The organism is Salinivibrio siamensis, from assembly GCF_001996005.1.
Lineage (GTDB): Bacteria > Pseudomonadota > Gammaproteobacteria > Enterobacterales > Vibrionaceae > Salinivibrio > Salinivibrio siamensis.
The window spans coordinates 1-18,135 of record NZ_MUFB01000018.1; the positions used below are offsets into that span (position 1 = coordinate 1).

Consider the following 18,135-nt stretch of genomic DNA (forward strand, 5'->3'; position numbering starts at 1 on the left):
GGAGGATATATTTAATATATTTTATTAATTATAAAGCGGTTGTTAGCATGATCACATCTTAGCCCACTGGTGAGGTTTTCATGATAGAGCTTGGCTCACCACGTTACCGACTGACGGCGTTTGCGCTCGCGTTCGGCTCGTTTTTGATTTTTTGTAACCTTTACTTGTTTCAACCTATGCTACCTGTCTTTGCCGCGGCCGATGGGATCAGTGAAACACGGGCGAACTGGCTACTTGCGGCCACCACTTTAGGTCTTTCTTTTTCTCTGGTGCCTTGGGCCGTGCTGTCGGAGCGAATTGGCCGGCGCCCCGTGATGCTGGTGAGCCTTTGGATGCTTCCCGTGATAGGCCTTATGATCGCCAGCACCTCTTCTTTTTGGATCATCGTCGGTTTACGGGCTTTAGTCGGCATTGCGCTGGGTGGGTTTGCCGCGGTTGCGGTCGCGTATATGGCAGAAGAATTCTCACCGGAGGCGCTGGCAATTGCTGTGGGTAGCTATATCAGTGCTAACTCACTGGGGGGGATCTCGGGGCGTGTATTCGGTGGGATGATGACAGATTGGTGGGGCTGGCATGGCGCGGTGATGGCGATGGCCGTGCTCTCCTTGGTAGGTGTGGCCATCGTGAGTAAACTTTTGCCTCGTCAGCGTTATTTTTCGCCTGGCAATACCTCCTTACTGACCCATTCTCGCGGGGTGCTCACGCATCTTCGCACTCCCAAATTGTGGCTGGCGATGATGATTGGCGGTATCAATTTTGCGTTATTCGTGAATTTGTTTTCGGTGATGGCGTTTCGCTTGGTGGCTGCGCCTTACCAATTGCCAGTCAGTTTGGTGTCTTCGGTGTTTGTTTGTTACCTCGCCGGCACGGTGACATCACGATTGAGCGGGCGCTGGGTGCTGCACTTTGGCGCGATCAAAGGCATGGCTTTTGGAACAGGGGTGGCCATGCTGGGGGTTTTAGTGACCTTGAGCAGTCAGGTGCTTTGGATGGTGGTGGGGTTATTAATTGTAAGCGGTGGCGCGTTCTTTACTCACTCACTCGCTTATGGATGGGTAAGCCGTCAAGCCGCGCAGGGTAAAGCAACGGCAACAGCCTTATATCTGGTGCATTATTATATTGGTGGTAGTCTCGGTGGGTTTTATCTTATCGCAGCTTGGCAACACTTTGCATGGCCTGGCGTGGTGATCGCGGCCCTAGTGCTTATCACGATTTTATTGGGACTGGTATTTGGCCTTTCTCGTGTCATGCGCCGACGTCGCGAAAGCCAGCGCCAAACGTCTGTTGTGGCATCCTAAGCGTTAACTCGGCGCGGAGAAAAAGGCGTTGCCCAACGCCCATCCAAGAGAGCGTCTCGCGATGACTGTACTTTCTCCTGCCTGTCTCTGATTGTCTTTTTGCGACCGAATGCTTCGCTAAAGCGATGTTTCGGTGGGCATATCGATATTGTCACGGCTGACAGAGTTTCTGGCGTCAAACCCCGTCTGTTTGCCTGGCTGGTAAGTACGTATACAATTTCGCCCTTCGGCTTTTGCTTGGTAGAGAGCACTGTCGGCGCGCTCTATCAAGGATGAAAGCGTATCGCCTGGTTGTAGCGTGGAAAGGCCTATCGACGCGGTGACTTTCAACGGAGTACGGCTTTCATCAATATAGACATCCATCTCTCTAATTTCACCCAGCAAACGCTCGGCGATTTGTGCGGTGATTTCGCCATTACATTTAGGGAGGAAGACAATAAATTCCTCGCCACCAAAGCGACCGAAAATATCTGCCTTTCTCAAGCGCTCTTGTACGGTGCGAGTAAATGATTGCAAGACCACATCGCCTGCGTAGTGACCCCACTTGTCATTAATTCGCTTGAACTTATCCAAATCGAGCAGCAAGACGGAGAATGGCGAGTGCCGCTCTTCACTAACGGCCAGAGCGCGCATGGCCAGCTGTAATAGCATTCGGCGGTTATAGATACCGGTTAATGGGTCCAGCGTCGCCTGCCGGTAAAGGCGCAAAATCATGTGGAGTTGAGAAAGCTGTGACCATACCACCATGAACGCAATAACGGTTTGTAGCCAATACGAAGCAATATTATCTGGACTGGTCATGGTGCCACTGAATGAATCAACCCATAAGTGGCAAATCAGGGTAATCGACATCAAGAGTATGCTTTCCCGCATTGTGAGCGGGAAGATGGTCAGCATGACAATCTGAATAATGGGCAGCAAGGTGTAGCTGTAAGAGAATGCCGCGTTGTCGGTGGGAAAGCCTAAAGTGTGGCTGGCGGACAAATAAAAGGCGTTGGTAGCGAGTACCATGGCGACCAAGCCAAGTTTCGCTGATTTGAGATTATTAGCGCGATTGACCGCGTAACCAATGGTAATAAGCATACCCGCTAACAAAAGGCGTTGTAGCGAGAGCTGCGCCGCGGCCATTTTGTCAGCGAGAAATAAAAAATCAGCGGGTGACCACGCAATGGTCAGGGCGGCCCATACGTAACACAACACGCACAAGCGGCTACGCAGATAAGTGCTGCGTGTATTATTAAAGCTGTTTGCGTGCTTTTTAGCACTCCACAGCTCAAGGAACGATATTTGCAGCTTGTAGATAATATGGCCTAAGGTTTCACTCATCATTGCACCCATTGTTGTTCCCGCCTGTGCAAAGGTTCCAGTTGCGTCCGCCGCTTTGGTATTATCCTGCTGCGCGGTCATGTTATTTTTTTCTGTCATAAAGGTTGGTATAAGCGTGCAAACATGCCAGTTTGTTGTTTGTTTTGACTGTGTTTCTTGCATTCAATGTGATCTAGCCAACTTTTTAATGCAATGAAACGAATAATTGACCATTTTTTATTGAGATACGTAAGGTGCTTTTCACTATGTATACGTTACTTGCTCCTGCGGTTGCCTCGGCAATTCTAGGGGCACAGCTGGTGCTCTCACTGGCACTATTGAAAGGAGAAATATGCCCAGGCCAGCGGGGCCGATTCCATCGTGCTTTCTGGGTGCCTGTTTTTGCGTGGTTGATCTTAGTTCCATTTACATTGTTCGCCAGTTTACCCTTTTTGTTGTTAGGGATTTTTGCGTTTCGATCAAAAACAGGCAAAACACGTCAATCCGGTCCCATTCCTTTGCTTCATGTCGCAAATTTATTGGGYKTTGTTGCATGGATTGTCATACTTGCCACGCACGGTGGCGGGATGCTGATGATGGGAGCCTTGCAACTAGTGATTCTTGGGGCGAGCCTTGGCCATAGTTTGTTAGTGCGTGCGCGCTCGCGATTGCAAGCTTTTGATCGCTTGCTCCCTGTGAGCAGTGTATTAGCCTTTATGGGCGTGATGGTGATGGCCGCGCTGTTGTCAGCGGTTAGCCCATCGGCAACGAGTGACATCAATGCCATTATGGCTGGTGCAGGCCTAGGTTTGCTTGGGGTGGCCGCACAGATTTGGCACCTGCTTAAACAAACATCGCCTGTGTTTTGGCGCGTGAGTGTTGGTTTTGGATTTATGCTGTTGGCCAATATCAGTTTGACACGGCTCGTCATTGCTTGATTGGGCAGTTTTTCGTCGAGGATCTATACTCAAAGTGCGTGAGTTTAGTGCAAGGAGAGGGTATGGATATCCACAATATCAGCCGATTAGATGGTGCTATTTTCTATGGCATTGTGAATGAAAGACTGCGTCTAGAGTGTGATAGTTTGGAAGCACTGATGGCGCATTTAGACCTCGACCACGATCAGTTGCAAAGTAAATTTGATGATATTGGTTGTGAGTACGACCCACTTACCAACCAATTAAAGCTTAAATAACGTCTAGGCTGCGACTCACTGCACACACAGTGAGTCGCATTTCTTGCCGCCTTTTGACAGACCCGCGACACGTCCTGCCATTTTGTTAAAAATTTGATCGTTTATTAGTCTGCCCACTACGCTTATAGAGGGAGAGAGTCAGTGAACCTTCTGTTTTATCACGTGGATTATTCTTTATAAGGACGACACTGATGCCGCGAAGAGCATGGAGCGTAATTGTATTAACCGCACTGATCGGTGTGGGATTTGCAGCCTTAACCGCCCACTTATTGTATCAAAAAGAGCAAGAGGCGATTCGTAAAGAGCTGCATAAAGACGTGAATAATGCCGCAATGGCGTTGGCGCGCGAGGTCAACCTTGGCCTTGAACTGCTCTACGCGGTTAAGAATCATTTTGACGCGGGTCACCGATTGGACGCGCGTAATTTTCAGCCGCTGACATCCGGTGTACTGAAACGCCACCCAAGCTTTAAGTCGATAGAGTGGGTGGATATCGTGATGCACCATCAGCGCCGGCATTATGTTCAGGGAATGGAAGAAAGGGGTGACCCGTCGTCAGGGTTTAATATTGTCGAACTAAGCCCAAACAATCAGCTGATCCCTGCTAAGCGGCGTGACATGTATTTTCCGCTGAGATTCACCTCTGGCGAGAACAGTGAAGCGTCTGTTATTGGTTACGATCTTGGTTCCACGCCAGTCACCCGTCAGGCATTGAAAACCAGCTTTAATACCGGCGTGCCTGTCGCCACCCCTGCTACCACTATCGAGCGCGCCTATGGCAATGTACGCGGCTTTTTGTTGATCATGCCTATCTTATTAGATCCAGAGCAGCTGGGTGGAGAAGACACGCGAGATTTACGCGGGTTTCTGGTGGCGGTGATTGATGTGAATACCTTGGTTAATTTGGCGATCGACACCGTCATTAATGATGGGATTAATTATACCCTGATTGATGCGACCGACCCGAGTCATCGCCAAGTACTTCATACGCAGCGGGTGGAATTGGCACAAATGAAAGACTCACTGGCGCAACAGCCCGCCAAGCCTATTTTCTTCGCGGGTCGCGAGTGGGAATTGATTGGCTATCCGACCGTCAGCTACATGCAGGCAAGGCAAAGCTGGGTGCCGTTGTGGACGTTTCTCATTGGCAGTGGCATATTTTTGGTGATTTGCTATCTGCTTTATCGCCTGCAGTCTCGCGCCTACAGTGTTCAGGTACAAGTTGATCAAAAAACACACGCATTGAAAGAAGCCAATAGTCGACTGGAGTCGATGACCAAGTGTGATGGGTTGACGGGATTACATAATCGCACCCAGTTTGAGCAGGAGCTCGAACGTGAGATCCAGCGTGCACTTCGTGATGAAGCGCCTTTGAGCCTGATGGTGGTAGAGATCCAACACCTGTCTAATTACAACAACCAGTATGGACGCATTGCCGGTGATCAGTTGATCCGACAAATTGCACAGGTACTGGATGAGATGCTTAAACGGCCCGGTGATTTGGTATGTCGGTTTACCGGTAGCCAGTTTGTTGCCATCTTGCCGCGCACAGAAGGCGCAGAGCGATTGGCTGATGAGTGTGTAAAAGCGGTGAAACGATTAAAGGTAGAGTTTGAAGGAGAGCCGGAAGATCGGGTCAGGGTATTTGTTGGCGGGGTAACGGTCAGCGATCAAAAAGAAATGACTGCCTCGCGATTACATGCTTATGGTGAAATTGGCTTGACCCGTGCGAAAGCGGACAATGATACTGGGTGGCACTGGATGGAAATCAGCGCGCCGTTGCAGGACAATAAAAGCATTGACCCTTAAAAACCAGAGCGGTACAGATGCACCGCCCTTGTATGTTTCTAAGGTTTAAACGCTGACGCGAGGTTAGTACTCTTCACCTTTATTGAAGCGGGAATCAACCACAGGGCTTTTGAGTAGGGGATCTTCCTCAGTGTTTTGCGTGTTAGCCGCGGTGAATAATAACGTATGCGTCTCGTTACTGAGCATAAGATGATTATTACGTATTGTTGCATCACTCCATTGGCTTAGAACCTGACTCATGGTTTGTTCGAGTTCCATCGCACTGGACGAACACGCCATCTTAGTACTGGCCATTGGCGCCACTTTGAAGCGATTACTATTCAGTTCAGCGTTACCAAAATAACGGTTACAGCCACTAAAGCCGCTAACACCCATGTCCTTATTAATGGTAAGCGTTGGGGTTCCTTCCGCACTGATAGCCTGTTGATCGACCATGGTCAGTTGCCATTGCTGGGCAACGCCAGAGCTTGTCACGCTGCCATCGTCACCGCCGGCATACTGGCCGTTACTACAAGCGGTCACCCCGGCAGTGAGCATGACTGCCATCAACACGTGTTTTTTCATAATGACTCCTTAGTCACTAACAGTGGGTTTCAATTCAAGCGTAGCCAAGTTAGTAACAAGTATGCCAATAAAAATGTGAGTTTATGTCAAGCCAATGTCTTTTATGTTGGGCGATAAAAAAAGCCCCCGGTAGAGGGGGCAAGATATACCATCGCGTGTCTTATTATTATTGAAATCTTGTCTTGGTGGTGTTTATTGCACCAGCACAATTCACTGAGCGAGTATGGCTGACGCCACGGTTGGTTAGTCGCAGGAAATCAACTGATGAGATTACCAAATAAAAATGACAGTTTAGTTTCACTCAGAAGACTTGATAACGAAGGATGACATCTTGGCGACAGCGTAGGTCGCACATGACGACATCATTTCTGAGCGAAGATGTTCATTTTCCTTGACAATTTTGCCATTGAGGCTGTCCACTAAGGCATCAGGCAGTAAAACCACAGCATTCGCGAGGTGTATTTTTTGGATATTAACGTTATGCTTCTATTTAGTGACAGCACTGATCCGACACTGGCTACAGTGTGTAAGTAGAAGAACGGCTAGGGCAGACCCAAAAAGGAATCCATCATGGCATTGAGCGATGCYGCAAAGAAAGTTCAGGAAGCGTTGGTTGCTCGCGGTATTGAAACCCCAATGACGGCGACATCTCCGATGTCTTCTGAAGAACGAAAAGAAAAAATTGAATTTCATATGCGTGAAATTCTGCAGTCGATCGATTTAGACCTGACCGATGATAGTTTGGCCGAGACACCGGCGCGAATTGCGAAGATGTATGTCGATGAGATTTTCTCAGGCTTGGATTACGCGCAATTCCCCAAAGTCACCATGATTGAGAACAAGATGGGTTGCGATGAGATGGTGCGCGTTAAGGACATTTCAGTGACCAGCACCTGCGAGCATCACCTTGTTACCATTGATGGTCGGGCAACCGTCGCCTACCTTCCTAACCAAAAAGTGCTTGGTCTGTCCAAGATAAACCGGATTGTGCGTTTCTTCTCGCAACGTCCGCAAGTGCAAGAGCGACTAACACGTCAGGTGTTGGTGGCATTGCAAACGCTGCTGGAAACCGAGGACGTAGCGGTGCGTATTGAAGCGACGCATTATTGCGTGAAATCTCGTGGTGTCATGGATGCCAACAGTGAGACGACCACCACCGCACTCGGTGGCTTGTTTAAGAAGAATGCGGCAACACGTGCTGAGTTTTTGCACGGGATTCAATAACGCCCATGCTCAGACGGCAGATGTTCAAAAAGCCCCACTCTGGTAACAGACTGGGGCTTTTTTAGGGCGGTTAGCGTGGAGGCGTTAGCGGTTTGGTTTACTCAAACTGCCTCGCAATATCGTGGAACTGACGCACTTTATCTCGCAGCTGACGGCTTGCCTCGGAAACATCATTGACCTCGTTGAGGTTTTGCTGAGAAACCGATTCGATATCATGGATCTCTTTGCTAACGGCTGTGAAACTCTCTAATTGCGCTTGGGCAGAGTGGTGTGTTTCATTCGTGCGGCCGACCACATCCTCTATCGCATTTCTGACCGAGTGCAGGCTCGTAATACTGTGGTCCGYGGTATCAACACACGCTTGTGTTTGTTCGTGGCTTTCGTGAATCTGGTTTTGCCAATGCGAAATAGTGTTGTGCATGTCTTGGATTGAAGACTGGATTTGCTCCGTGGCTGTTTGCGTCCGACTGGAAAGCGCCCGCACTTCATCGGCAACAACGGCGAAGCCTCGGCCTTGCTCTCCAGCGCGTGCCGCTTCAATTGCCGCATTCAGCGCTAGCAAGTTAGTCTGCTCGGCAATCCCACTGATCTCACTCATTGACTCGGTCACTCGATCTGCGGTGGCAGACAGCTGTTGCGTCGCGGTGAGGGAGTTTTCAGATTGTTGAGAGAGGCTTTTTAATTGCTCGCCTGTCTGCTGTAACAAGGATTCGGTTTCTTTGCTTTGCTGCTGGACCGAGTGCAATAGTTCAACACTTTGCTGGGCGTTATCAGATACCCTGTTTGCCGATTCAGAGGCATGATCAATGTTACTGGCAATCGAGGAAATCTGGTGGCTTTGCTTATTGATAGCATTAGACACGCGTGTTGATAATGCACTCAACTCATCCGAAAATTGATTCAGTGACAGTGAAGCATCGAGCATACGTCCAAGAATAGTGCGTATGCGGGCATTGAGCATTTTCACCTTGTAGTCAACCACCGAACTGAGCCCAGTCCCCGAGTAAATATAGCGGCTGATACTGTCGTAATTGGCTTGCACGCCGCGCGCGAGGGTTGGCAAGGTAAAGAGCTCGTCACGGAAGAGGGTACCAAGCACCAAAGGCATCGCAATGGCGCCCGCCACATCCCAGCCCGATATGGCGCTATCGAAAATAAGCGACACAGGTGCGGCGACCAATCCCAACCCCATTAATGTGTACTTCAATGCCGCAGGAATATCGGCAACCGACAACTGCTTCATCGACTTGCCGTTTTTCTCTGCCCGACACAGGGTTTGGTAGATTTGCGCGGCGCGATGTTTGACGGCAGGGTCAGGCTTCACCCTGACGGACTGATAGCCGGTGACTTGGCCTCGGTCGTAAATGGGGGTGACATACGCGTCTACCCAATAATAATCGCCGTTTTTACAGCGGTTTTTGACGATACCTCGCCAAGGTTGGTTAGCTTTTAAAGCTCGCCACATATCCGCAAATGCCGCTTTGGGCATATCGGCGTGACGAATAATATTGTGAGGCGCGCCCGTCAGTTCCTCTTCATCGTAGCCAGCGATCCGAATAAACTCCGGGTTACAGTAGGTAATCACCCCGYGTTTATCAGTGGTCGAGACGAGGCGCTCATCGTCACCAAATACAACTTCATTATTGCTCATAGTCTTTATCTTTTTTGGTCACAGTTGATAAAAGCCTTGTTGGTTTTAGTGTAGTGGTTTCAGGCTTTCTATTAATAATTATGTTACTAAATTGTTTCTTTCTGGACGGAGCCCATAAAAAAAGGGCCTTGCGGCCCTTTTGTTTCAGTTTTAAGACAGCGGTGCTTAGTCTAAAACCTTTGCGATGGCAGTGCAAAGTGGCACCATGTTGGTGTGCGTCATGCCTGCCACATTTAAACGGCCTGAGCCGACGATATACACGCCATGATCGGCTTTTAGTGCATTGACTTGGTCTTTATTGAGCCCAGAGAACGAGAACATGCCGTTTTGCTGCTCGATAAAGCTAAAGTCACGCGACACACCTTGCGCTTTCAATGTTTTGACAAATTCGGTACGCATGGTTTTGATGCGATCGCGCATGTCTGCTAGCTCTTGCAACCACTGCGCCTTGAGCGTCGCGTCGTTCAAGATGGTGGTCACTACGGCGGCGCCGTGAGCGGGTGGGTTAGAGTAAATAACGCGGGCAATGGTTTTCACCTGACTAAACGCTTTGGTGGCTTCTTCTTGATTACGGCCAACGAGCGTAAAGGCGCCCACTCGCTCATTATACAAACCAAAGTTTTTCGAAAATGAGCTCGCGATAAGCAGCTCAGGACATACCTGAGTAAAAATACGTAAGCCGGCAGCATCTTCTTCGACGCCAGTGGCAAAGCCTTGATAAGCAAAGTCGAACATCGGCAGCAGGCCTTTACGCTGACAGAGTTCAGCGAGGGTTTGCCACTCTTGCTCGGTAGGGTCGATGCCAGTCGGGTTATGGCAGCAGCCATGAAGGAGAACAACATCACCTGAGCTTGCTTTCTCAAGGTCAGCGACCATGGCTGCAAAGTCTTTATCGTTTTTCGCCGCATCGTAATAGCTGTATTCAGCTAAAGGAAGGCCAGCGGCAGTAAATACGCCCTTATGATTTGCCCAAGTTGGATTGCTGATCCAAACCGTGACATCGCCAAGATGACGTTTAATAAACTCGCCAGCCAAGCGAAGCGCACCGGTTCCACCTGGTGAGTGTGCGGTTTGCGCGCGTTTGTCGTTGATAACGTCAGCTTGCTCACCGAACAGCAGTTGTTGCACCGCGAGGCCATATTCGGCCGTGCCAGGAATGCTTAAGTAAGACTTGGTGCTTTCTCTGTCGAGAAGTAACGCTTCGGCTTTTTTGACAGAAGGGAGTACCGGCGTTTCGCCATGCTCGTTTTTGTAGACGCCTACCCCGAGATTGATTTTGTCTTCACGGGGGTCAGCTTTATATTCTTCAGTCAGTCCTAGAATAGGATCAGCGGGAGCGGCAGAGATTTTCTCAAACATTGGTGTCGTCCATGGTTATGATGAATGAAAGTCAAACTGGCTTTTTTATAACACTTGTCGAGAAGAATAGAAACCGAAGGACAAGCGGACCAGTCATGTGTTTTGTATTGGTTTATGCTGTAAAAGCAGTTTTTACGCGGAAAAAACATAAGAAAAAGGCTGCAATATGCAGCCTTTTGAATAGCAAACCGATTTAGAAGTTGGCATTGCGTGGCGAGCGAGGGAAAGGGATCACATCGCGAATGTTGCTCATTCCGGTTACGTAGGAAACGAGGCGCTCAAAGCCCAACCCAAAGCCTGAATGAGGGACTGTGCCATAGCGGCGCAGATCGCGGTACCACCAGAAATCTTCTTTCTCAAGGCCCATTTCTTCTAAGCGTTGGTCAAGTACATCAAGACGTTCTTCACGTTGAGAACCACCGATAATTTCGCCAATACCCGGTGCTAACACGTCCATCGCGGCAACGGTTTTGCCGTCATCGTTCATGCGCATGTAGARGGCTTTAATGTCTTTCGGGTAGTTTTTAACGACCACCGGCGCATTAAAGTGCTCTTCTGCAAGATAGCGCTCGTGTTCAGACGCTAAATCGATTCCCCATTCAACTGGGAATTCGAATGTTTGGCCGCTGTTTTGCAAGATGGTGACCGCATCGGTGTAATCCACTTGGGCAAAATCTGCATTAACAAATTTTTCCAGACGCGTGAGCACGTCTTTGTTAATGCGTTGCTCAAAGAATTTCATGTCGTCTTGGCGCTCTTCAAGCACAGCTTTGAACACGTACTTAAGCATGGCTTCTGCCAAGGCCGCCGAATCATCCAGGTCGGCAAAGGCCACTTCTGGCTCAACCATCCAAAACTCCGCCAAGTGACGGCTGGTGTTTGAATTCTCCGCGCGGAAGGTTGGACCGAAGGTGTAGACTTTGCTCAACGCACAGGCATAGGTTTCAGCGTTTAACTGACCCGATACGGTCAAGAAGGCTTCTTTGCCAAAAAAGTCTTGGTCAAAGTCGACGTCGCCTTGCTCGGTTTTGGGCACATTGGCCAAGTCTAAGGTAGAGACGCGGAACATCTCGCCAGCACCTTCACAATCTGAGGCGGTGATCAATGGCGCAGACATCCAGTAATAGCCTTGCTCATGGAAAAAGCGGTGGATCGCTTGTGACAAGGTGTGGCGAACCCGCGCCACCGCACCAATCACGTTTGAGCGTGGGCGCAAATGGGCCACTTCACGCAAGTATTCGATAGAATGACGTGTTTTCGCCATTGGATAGGTATCAGGGTCATCTACCCAACCGACGACTTTTACGGCTGTGGCTTGCAGCTCATAGGCTTGGCCTTTTCCTGGCGACTCTACCACGTTACCCGTGACTTCAACTGAGCAGCCAGCGGTCAAGCGAAGAACGTCTTGCTGATAATTATCCAGCTCATTAGGGACCACGGCCTGAATAGGGTCAAAACAAGAGCCATCGTAAATGGCAAGAAAAGAAATACCGGCTTTGGAATCTCGGCGTGACCGGACCCATCCACGCACAGTCACTTCAGTGTCGACTGCCGCCTTGCCGCGCAGGACGTCTACTACAGGCGCGTATGTCATAATTCGCTTCTATCTCCGTTTAGGGTAACGCGGTTATTCAGTGACAACCGCATCAGTCATTTTGCAAGTTAGGCTAGCAAGTTTACCTGTATCCTGTATAGCTTCAAGACTTGAGCGAGTCTGAGAGCTTAAATTGGCCAATTAATCCCTCTAACTGCTCAACCAGTTGCTCAAGATTCGCGCTTATAGCTTTGACCTCATTGGCATTGCTGGCGGTATCGTTAGCATGGCTTTGGATTCGGCCAACTTGAGAGAGTAGGGCATCGGTCATTTGTGCTTGGTGTTCGCTTTGTTGGCTAATATCGTCCGCGTTGTTATTCACGGTGGTGACTTGCTCGGCGATATTGCCCAGCGCCTCAGAGAGAGCCATAACGGTTTCGCCTCGCTGATTAGCACTGTCACTGGTCGCTTCCACCGCTTGTGCTGAGGCTTCGCTACCTGCACACAGGTTTTCGATAATGGTCTGGATTTCTCCGGTTGCGTCGTGGCTGCGGCTGGCAAGGTTACGCACTTCTTCAGCAACTACCGCAAAACCACGGCCTTGTTCGCCAGCACGCGCGGCTTCGATAGCGGCATTTAACGCGAGTAAGTTGGTTTGTTCGGCAATTTCACGAATCACCCCTAGAATAGTGGTCACTTGCTGGCTTTGTTGATTCACATCCAAAATTTGGCTGCGCACCTGGCTTATATCTTCGACTAATTTGCGAATATCATTGGCGGCAACGTTAGCGAGATCACTGCCTTGGTTGGCGCTGGTGGCCGCTGATTCACTCAGTTGCGCGGCCTCTTGGGTGCGGTTTTGGATATCATGTTGGTGTTGTTGAACATTATCGATCGCTGATGACATATCATTGGTTTCATGACGCTGGCTATCCGCTAATTGGTCGGTATGGCTAGAGACGCGAATCAAGTTCATCGCCTCGGCTGACAGCGTCTCAGAGGTACGCTGAACTTGTTGCAAGCTGGCAGAGAAGTTATCAAGTAGCTGGTCACAGCTATCACATAGTTCACCGATTTCATCGCCTCGGGTATCGTTGAGACGCTCGGCCAGATTTTTATCATGGCTGGTACGTTTCATGAACGCAGAGACCCGCTTGAGCGGAGACACGACCCACCGACGGATCACCGTTAATGAGATCAGAAAACCGATCACAGCAATGCTTCCCATGATCCCGGCAGTAATGAGCATTTCTTTATCTATGGTGCCGTAAAGCGGCTCGAGATCGTACTCAAGGCGAATCACCCCCAGCACCGTCCCTTCTTCCGCCACGTGGCACTGCAGACAGTTAGTACCGCGGTAGTCGCTGCTTGCTTTCATTGGTAGGGCAACCACGAGTCCTTTTTCGCCATTGCTGTCGACGGTTTCAACGATGGTTTCACCGTCTAGGGCACGCTGATCAATCGCATCTTGCGGCGATTGTTCGGGGTTACCGGGGCCAAAAAAGCGAGTAATAGCGTCGGAGCGGATCACACGCGCCTCTTCAATACCTTCATGAGAAAGCATTTTTTCTCGTAAGGTATTTCGTTGGCTAATGGTGCCCGTCAACATCAACATGTTAAGGCTATCAAAGTAGTTAGAGGCTTTATCGAGCGTTTGCTGACTAACAATCGATGTCATCAGTGCCTTTTGCTGATGAGATTGGTAGGCCAAGGACGTGACGAGCACCAGAGCGAAAACAAGAAAAAGAGCAAGAAGAATTTTGCTCGCAAGGGTCATGCGCATGAGTCAACCATTTGTTATTAAGTTATAGAGTTATCAGTTATAGCCTGTAGCCACTATGTTAAACCTAGAGTGCGCAAGTAAGGGAGTCCCCATATAAAATGTGTGATTTCATCGACGTAAATCGTCCCGTTAGTGAGACACGAGTCCGCATTGTTGGCTGAATGCTAGGTTGGAATGTTACGTGCGCTTAGCCAGTGAGGAATGCGATTGAGTCATCCGGCTAATTTGAGTAGCATGCGGCCTCTTATTGTTGTTGGAAGAGATAAAATGACCACCGAGTTGTTTAAAGAGTTCACCTTTGAAGCGGCACACCACCTTCCTAATGTCCCTGAGGGACATAAGTGTGGTCGCTTACATGGACACTCTTTTATCGTGCGTTTGTACGTAGAAGGTGAGGTGGATCCTCACACAGGTTGGGTAATTGATTTTGCGGAAATCAAAGCGGCGTTTAAGCCTATCTATAACCGCCTTGATCATTATTATCTCAATGAGATTGAAGGGCTAGAGAATCCGACCAGCGAAGTACTCGCACAGTGGATTTGGCAACAAGTTAAGCCAAATTTACCCTTACTCAGTAAAGTGATGGTGAAAGAGACCTGCACCGCCGGCTGTACCTATTACGGTGACTGAGTGTCGTGGCGCTGCGCGAGTCACGCGGTTTTGAGTAACGGCGACCCAAGCCGTTGCTCTCCATGCTCAGGCAATCGACAGATACTTATGTGTCTGTATCGATAGGCGCCAGCCTCGTTGAATGCAAGTATCAATGCACAGCTGGGTCGCGCGCGCTTTTTGGCTCACGGGCTGTAATGCAATCGTTGCTGTATCAGCCGGTGGGCAGGTGGCGAGTAGCGCATCAAGCTGATCGATGTCTTTTTCTGTGCCGACCGGGTGCTTTACCTCATTCGCCCGCGCCATCGCTTCCTTAAGCACTGGCAACTTCCCTCGCATATTGATTTTCGGAGACACAGTGACCCACGTATTGGCGGATGCGTGGATAGGGTAGGTGCCGCTCGTTTCTATTTGGCATTGGCACCCTGCCGCTTCTAGCGCATGGGTTAACGGCCTTAAGTCATAAAGACAAGGTTCGCCACCGGTAATCACAATATGGCGCGCGTGGTAGCGGCTTAAAATGTCGGCGGTAATCGCATTGCCATCAAGCCAGCACCAAGCGGGAGAATCCTCAGATTTATCAATAATAAAAATTTTGTCTTTCTGATCTTTCTCATCGGTTTCCCAAGTTTGCTTGGTATCGCACCAGGCGCAACCGACAGGACACCCTTGTAAGCGAACAAAAACAGAGGGAACCCCTGTAAACGTGCCTTCGCCCTGAATGGTTTCAAATATTTCGTTGACTCGGTACATGATGGTTTATAGCGATAGATATAAAGCGCCACATTATGCCAATGAATACGACTGAGATCTTGTTTTTTCACGCGTGATTAGCCTTTGAACAGCGTTACTGTTTAAGCGGGTTTTGTGAGTTTGTACGCGATTTCATTGATCTAAAGTGACCCACATCACGGGGTAGCAGCTTGCTGCTTCACAATTAGTTCGCGAAGTAAAAAAATTCACGGAGATAGGTGATATCAGGGGTATCACCATGGCCAAGCAGTTATAGGACAAGGCATGATTATTGGGCAGCCGGGACATATCGACCACATTAAGCGTAAAAATGCGGGCACGATTTATAATTTGATCGACCGCTTTGCGCCGATTTCTCGGATTGAGCTTTCGAAGCGCAGTCAATTGGCGCCTGCCAGTATTACCAAAATTGTCCGGGAGTTGATGGATGCGCACTTGGTCAAAGAAACACAAATACAGGGCACCAGCATGCGTGGCCGGCCCGCTGTTGGTCTGGTGCTGGACAATGAAGGCTGGCAGTTCTTATCGATGCGCCTTGGCCGTGGATATCTCACTATGGCATTGCACTCACTGAGTAGTGAAATCCTTATTCAAGAACGCCATGAAATTGATGTCATGGCGCAGGATGCCTTGCTTTCCACGGTGGTTGAATACGTAAAAGCCTTTTTCTCACGCCACCAACAAACGGTTGATCGTGTTACCAGCATTGCGGTCTCGCTCCCGGGCTTGGTGAACAGCGCCCAAGGTACAGTGATCCAAATGCCGCATTTTGAGGTTGACCATATGCCGCTGGGGCCCGTGTTGCATCGTGAGACCGGGCTGCCCGTATTTGTGGGCAATGATACACGCTCGTGGGCGTTGGCAGAGAAGTTATTTGGCAACGCAAAAGAATCCGATAGCGCGGTACTAGTCGCGGTTCACAATGGCGTCGGCGCGGGGATCATGCTGGAGGGAAAGGTACTCCAGGGGCGTGTTGGCAATGTGGGCGAGCTTGGTCATATTCAGGTTAAGCCTTTTGGTAAACGCTGTTTTTGCGGTAACTATGGTTGCCTGGAAACGGTCGCCAGTCTTTCTGCCGTGTATGAACAGGTACAGACGCTGCTCGATGAGGGGCACGCGAGCCAGTTACAGGGGAAACCGTTAACCATAGAAGCAATCTGTGATGCGGCAGTGGCAGGCGATGGACTCGCGCATCAGGTGATCACGGAGTTGGGGCATCATCTGGGTACGGCTATCGCGATTGTGGTGAATTTATTCAACCCAGAAAAAATACTCTTCGGCGGCGAGTTTAATCGTGCCAAGAGCGTGCTTTATCCGGCGATTATGGAGTGCTTAAAGACGCAAACCATCCCACTGTACAGTAAGCACCTCGTGTTGGAAGAAAGCTATTTTTATACCCAGGCCACCATGCCGGGGGCCGCGATGGTCAAACAAGCCATGTACGATGGCAACTTGCTGATGAAGGTTCTGGAGGGGTAGTGTCGCGCGGTGTGGCACACTGGAAAGACGACAGTCAATAACGGCCTAAGCGCCTAGGCCAGCGATAAAAAAAGCAGGTGACGTGCACCTGCTTTTTTGAAAGTGTTTCTTTAAATAGCCATGTTAACTATTTTTTCTTTCTTCGGCCATGCAAGCTGCCGCGGTAAATACCACATCCGTTGAGCTGTTGAGCCCTGTTTCTGCGGAATCTTGCAAGACGCCAATGGTAAAGCCAATTCCCACCACCTGCATGGCAATCTCTTGTGGGATCCCAAACAAGTTACAGGCCAGTGGGATCAGCAGCAGTGAGCCGCCGGCCACACCGGATGCACCACAGGCCGATACCGCCGCGACAATACTTAGTAGCACCGCAGTGGCGATGTCCACCTCGATGCCCAACGTATGAACCGCCGCTAACGTTAATACCGTAATGGTGATCGCCGCACCGCCCATGTTGATAGTTGCACCCAGTGGAATAGACACTGAGTAGGTGTCTTCATCCAAATCAAGACGGCGGCACAGTTGCATGTTCACCGGGATGTTAGCCGCTGAACTACGGGTAAAGAAGGCGGTTATGCCGCTTTCGCGTAGGCATTTTAAAACCAGTGGGTATGGGTTTTGACCTGTTTTGAAGTACACAATCGCTGGGTTAACCACGAGTGCGATGGTGAACATACTACCCAATAGCACACCGAGAAGGTGTACATAGCCCGCGAGAGCATCAAAACCACTTTTAGCCAGTGTGCTCGCGACCAAGCCGAAGATACCCAAAGGTGCAAAACGGATCACAAAGCGCACGATCATCGACACGCCTTCTGACACGTCGGAAAACACGCGTTTGGTTTCGTTTGATGCATGGTGTAGGGCAATCCCTAAACCGATCGCCCAGGCTAGGATCCCGATATAGTTGCCGTTCATCAATGCGCTAACGGGATTATCCACGATATTGAAAAGCAGCGTATTCAATACCTGGCCAATCCCTTCAGGTGGTGTGATGCTGGCATCTGTGGTCGCAAATTCCAGGGTCGTGGGGAATAAGAAGCTCATGGTGACTGCCGTCAGCGAGGCAGCAAGCGTACCGACAAGGTACAGACCAATAATAGGGCGCATATTGGCGCGCTGCCCTTGCTTTTGGTTAGCAATGGAAGCCGCCACTAAAACGAAGACCAAAATGGGGGCTACGGCTTTCAACGCGCTGACAAAGAGTTGTCCGAACAGTCCTGCATTCGCGGCCCACTCAGGAGACAGGTATGCAAGGACACCACCGGCAAGAATACCGACAAGGATTTGAAGTACCAACGAGTTGCCTCGGCTGACACTGGCGAGTTGTGTTTGACTCATGTKACTCTCACTTCACTGTGTTTATTATCAATGGCTGTTAATGAATCGTTAGAAGTGACGAATTAAACCAGTTTGATTCACCCGATGTAAAGGGAAAATTACTACTTTGCACTAGTTATGTAGGACTGAGCCGGAGAGTTGTCATTAAGTAAAGGTTTACCAGGTGTAATTATTCTGTTACCGCCACGAGATTAATGGCGATAATGGAGAGCATCGCCGAGCAAATGCACGC

At 49.7% G+C, this 18,135-nt stretch carries 15 protein-coding genes; 7 read left to right on the top strand and 8 right to left on the bottom strand.

Going from position 1 to position 18,135, the window contains the following annotated elements; translation table 11 throughout:
• The first annotated feature begins 80 nt into the window (after positions 1–80).
• Positions 81–1,298, top strand: coding sequence for an MFS transporter (locus BZG73_RS10440; RefSeq protein ID WP_077579046.1), 1,218 nt, complete (start codon positions 81–83; stop codon positions 1,296–1,298).
• Positions 1,299–1,415: 117 nt separating this feature from the next.
• Here BZG73_RS10440 and BZG73_RS10445 read toward each other — a convergent pair whose 3' ends face one another.
• On the bottom strand, positions 1,416–2,723 hold the full coding sequence (locus tag BZG73_RS10445) for a GGDEF domain-containing protein (protein ID WP_158075297.1): 1,308 nt from the start codon (positions 2,721–2,723) through the stop codon (positions 1,416–1,418).
• Between the two features lie 146 nt (positions 2,724–2,869).
• Between BZG73_RS10445 and BZG73_RS10450 the strand changes: the two genes are divergently transcribed.
• The 3 genes from BZG73_RS10450 (at position 2,870) to BZG73_RS10460 (ending at position 5,606) form a co-directional block, all read left to right on the top strand.
• Complete coding sequence (locus tag BZG73_RS10450; protein ID WP_077668252.1) at positions 2,870–3,541, top strand: hypothetical protein; 672 nt, start codon at positions 2,870–2,872, stop codon at positions 3,539–3,541.
• A gap of 62 nt (positions 3,542–3,603) precedes the next feature.
• Complete coding sequence (locus tag BZG73_RS10455) at positions 3,604–3,798, top strand: DUF4250 domain-containing protein (protein WP_046073071.1); 195 nt, start codon at positions 3,604–3,606, stop codon at positions 3,796–3,798.
• A 191-nt stretch (positions 3,799–3,989) separates the two neighbouring features.
• Positions 3,990–5,606 (top strand): CHASE domain-containing protein, encoded by a 1,617-nt coding sequence (locus BZG73_RS10460; protein ID WP_077639218.1) that lies wholly within the window; start codon positions 3,990–3,992, stop codon positions 5,604–5,606.
• A 63-nt stretch (positions 5,607–5,669) separates the two neighbouring features.
• Here the strand turns inward: BZG73_RS10460 and BZG73_RS10465 are convergent, their stop codons facing one another.
• Positions 5,670–6,170 (bottom strand): META domain-containing protein, encoded by a 501-nt coding sequence (locus tag BZG73_RS10465; protein ID WP_077639217.1) that lies wholly within the window; start codon positions 6,168–6,170, stop codon positions 5,670–5,672.
• A gap of 567 nt (positions 6,171–6,737) precedes the next feature.
• Between BZG73_RS10465 and folE the strand changes: the two genes are divergently transcribed.
• On the top strand, positions 6,738–7,394 hold the full coding sequence (gene folE / locus BZG73_RS10470) for a GTP cyclohydrolase I FolE (protein WP_077639216.1): 657 nt from the start codon (positions 6,738–6,740) through the stop codon (positions 7,392–7,394).
• 97 nt (positions 7,395–7,491) lie between these two features.
• On the opposite strand, the gene BZG73_RS10475 is transcribed toward folE, so the two are convergent.
• The 4 genes from BZG73_RS10475 to BZG73_RS10495 form a co-directional block, all read right to left on the bottom strand.
• Positions 7,492–9,045, bottom strand: a complete 1,554-nt coding sequence (locus BZG73_RS10475; RefSeq protein ID WP_077668253.1) for a methyl-accepting chemotaxis protein — start codon at positions 9,043–9,045, stop codon at positions 7,492–7,494.
• A 165-nt stretch (positions 9,046–9,210) separates the two neighbouring features.
• A complete protein-coding gene (locus tag BZG73_RS10480; RefSeq protein WP_077579051.1) occupies positions 9,211–10,404 on the bottom strand; it encodes an amino acid aminotransferase in 1,194 nt (397 codons plus the stop codon).
• Between the two features lie 193 nt (positions 10,405–10,597).
• Positions 10,598–11,998 carry an asparagine--tRNA ligase gene (gene asnS / locus BZG73_RS10490; RefSeq protein ID WP_077668254.1) on the bottom strand — a complete coding sequence of 467 codons (1,401 nt, stop codon included), beginning with the start codon at positions 11,996–11,998 and terminating at the stop codon, positions 10,598–10,600.
• A 103-nt stretch (positions 11,999–12,101) separates the two neighbouring features.
• Entirely contained in the window at positions 12,102–13,721 is a 1,620-nt protein-coding gene (locus BZG73_RS10495; protein WP_046073078.1) for a methyl-accepting chemotaxis protein, read from the bottom strand.
• Between the two features lie 267 nt (positions 13,722–13,988).
• On the opposite strand from BZG73_RS10495, the gene queD reads away from it, so the two are divergent.
• Positions 13,989–14,351, top strand: a complete 363-nt coding sequence (queD, locus tag BZG73_RS10500; protein ID WP_046073079.1) for a 6-carboxytetrahydropterin synthase QueD — start codon at positions 13,989–13,991, stop codon at positions 14,349–14,351.
• A 66-nt stretch (positions 14,352–14,417) separates the two neighbouring features.
• Here the strand turns inward: queD and queE are convergent, their stop codons facing one another.
• Positions 14,418–15,083 carry a 7-carboxy-7-deazaguanine synthase QueE gene (gene queE / locus BZG73_RS10505; protein ID WP_077607131.1) on the bottom strand — a complete coding sequence of 222 codons (666 nt, stop codon included), beginning with the start codon at positions 15,081–15,083 and terminating at the stop codon, positions 14,418–14,420.
• A 264-nt stretch (positions 15,084–15,347) separates the two neighbouring features.
• On the opposite strand from queE, the gene mlc reads away from it, so the two are divergent.
• Entirely contained in the window at positions 15,348–16,562 is a 1,215-nt protein-coding gene (gene mlc / locus BZG73_RS10510) for a sugar metabolism global transcriptional regulator Mlc (RefSeq protein ID WP_077579053.1), read from the top strand.
• A gap of 123 nt (positions 16,563–16,685) precedes the next feature.
• On the opposite strand, the gene sstT is transcribed toward mlc, so the two are convergent.
• On the bottom strand, positions 16,686–17,903 hold the full coding sequence (sstT, locus tag BZG73_RS10515) for a serine/threonine transporter SstT (protein WP_046073082.1): 1,218 nt from the start codon (positions 17,901–17,903) through the stop codon (positions 16,686–16,688).
• Positions 17,904–18,135 lie beyond the last annotated feature (232 nt).